Below are 2,131 nucleotides of genomic sequence, written 5' to 3' on the forward strand. Positions count from 1 at the left end.
TATGATGATAGAGGAAGTGAAGTAATTGCGAAGAATAAAGAAATAATACGAGATTTATATAAGAAATATAAAGAATGGATTCTAGATTATGAATGAGAAAGTATAGATAACTCATTTAAATGACAATAGAGGAAGTGAAGCGTGTAATGAAACGTATTGCAATTGTCTCTGCATGGGAACCAGAACTGACGTATTTGCATCAACATTATCCAAGTGAACGTGTTGAAAAAAGAGCAGCTTGGGAATTTCATTTTCATACTATTAATGAGCTGGAAATTATATCAGTTGTTACTGGTGTCGGTAAAGTAAGCTGCGCTAGTTGTGTACAATTGTTAATTAGTGAGTTTCAGCCAGATGAGTTGTTTATGACAGGAATATGCGGAAGTTTATCAAACAAGGTGAAAAACGGTCATATTGTAGTCGCACTAAACGCAATACAACATGATGTTACTGCTGCGGGTTCAGGAGAAGATGTTTTTAATTTATATAACGGTAGAACAGCACCTATTGAAACAACAAAATCACTTGTAAGAAGAATAAAAAAAATACGATCGTATGATCCGATACATTTCGGTACATTTTTATCAGGAGATCAACGTATTCGTAGTTCGGAAATGAGATATTTACTCCATACCGTATATGGAGCATTGGCAGTTGATCAAGAAGTAGCAGCTTTCGCCTATGTATGCCAAATAAATAAAAAACCATTTCTCTGTTTAAAAGCTGCTTCAGATCAAGCAAATGATAAAACGAAAGAAGAACAAAAAATCTTTAAAATGCTAGCATGTGAAAGAGCATGTGAGCATTTAATTGCTTTTTTACGTGTTTATGAGGTTAATGTAGTAAATAATAGATAGTTTGTTATAAAACAAATCAATAGTGAGTTATATGTAGGGAAATGTCCGCTCATTTCAAATTAAGAGCTGAAATTTATAATAGATGGAATATATTATATGGGTACACGTTGAGTTTAATATAAGCAGTTGGAGGGCAATTTTATATGATTCAATATAAAAGGTGTAGTGAAGTAAATATTGATTTAGTATATGAAGCTTTTAAAGATGGATTTTCAGATTACATTATTAAGATGGAGGTTTCAAATGAGGATTTTATACAACGTTTTTTGGGACCAGAAGGTAATTTGCTAGAACATTCTTTTCTTGCTTTAGAAGAAGGCAAATCTGTTGGCGTAATACTAGGTGGCATAAAGGATTATGAAAGTATAAAGACTATGCGCTGCGGAACATTAGCGGTTCATCCTAATTACCGCGGTATTGGTGTGAGTCAAAAATTATTTGAACTGCATAAAGAAGAGGCGATTCAACATGGATGTAAGCAACTTTTTCTCGAAGTCATTGTAGGAAACGACCGAGCGATTCATTTTTATAATAAGCTGGGCTATGAAAAAGTGTACGATCTTTTTTATTATAATTTAAATGATTTGACTAAAATAATGAATAAAGATTGTAAAGATATTGAAGTAAAACAATTAGAATTTCCAACTTTTAAAGATGGAATTCAGAAATGGTTAAACTTCCATATAAATTGGCAAAATGATATTGATTATATTAAAAAAACAAATAATGTATTTTATGGTGTATATGTCGATAATGACTTAAAAGGCTCTCTATGCGTAAATGAACAAGGTAAAATTAGTTTTATTTTCGTAGACAAAGGTTATAGAAATATTGGTGTTGGGATGAAATTATTACAAGTAGCAAGAGAAGAATTAAATTTATCAAGTTTATCAATTGGGTTTCCTAACAATAATTTATTGGAGGGTTTTTTAAAGAAATGTGGATTTGAAAAGAATTCTTTAGCGCAATATGAAATGTATTTATTACTCTAAGAGCGGAAAGATTTATTCTTTTCGTTTTTTATTTAGCCGTTATGTTGGTAAATGCTCCGCAATTATAATTTGTAATGAGAGGGATTTTGTTTATCCTTAAGTTATTTTTTAAATTGTCAATTTTATGCTAATAATTTTCTTTGTATAATATTCTAATTTTATGTAGAATAGATACGATGGGAGGGGATGAAATGAATAATGGATTAAAGTTTAAGATTTTTGAATTGCATTGTCTCGTTCAAAAGACTTATTCTGATATTAAAATAGCATGTGATATTGCTA

3 protein-coding genes are annotated in these 2,131 nt (G+C 30.5%); all 3 read left to right on the top strand.

What is annotated here, in order from left to right; translation table 11 throughout:
• On the top strand, positions 1-96 hold a 96-nt coding region (locus GBN78_RS29540; protein WP_152128025.1), incomplete at its 5' end, for a DUF3885 domain-containing protein.
• A 23-nt stretch (positions 97-119) separates the two neighbouring features.
• Positions 120-857, top strand: coding sequence for a 5'-methylthioadenosine/S-adenosylhomocysteine nucleosidase (mtnN, locus tag GBN78_RS29545; protein WP_002098379.1), 738 nt, complete (start codon positions 120-122; stop codon positions 855-857).
• 143 nt (positions 858-1,000) lie between these two features.
• Positions 1,001-1,849, top strand: a complete 849-nt coding sequence (locus GBN78_RS29550) for a GNAT family N-acetyltransferase (protein WP_000617072.1) — start codon at positions 1,001-1,003, stop codon at positions 1,847-1,849.
• Positions 1,850-2,131 lie beyond the last annotated feature (282 nt).

It is taken from the genome of Bacillus sp. B2-WWTP-C-10-Post-4 (genome assembly GCF_009183805.1).
GTDB lineage: Bacteria > Bacillota > Bacilli > Bacillales > Bacillaceae_G > Bacillus_A > Bacillus_A cereus.

Coding starts and splice junctions, on each gene's coding strand:
- mtnN (WP_002098379.1), top strand. CDS start 120: ATGACAATAGAGGAAGTGAAGCGTGTAATGAAACGTATTGCAATTGTC.
- GBN78_RS29550 (WP_000617072.1), top strand. CDS start 1,001: ATGATTCAATATAAAAGGTGTAGTGAAGTAAATATTGATTTAGTATAT.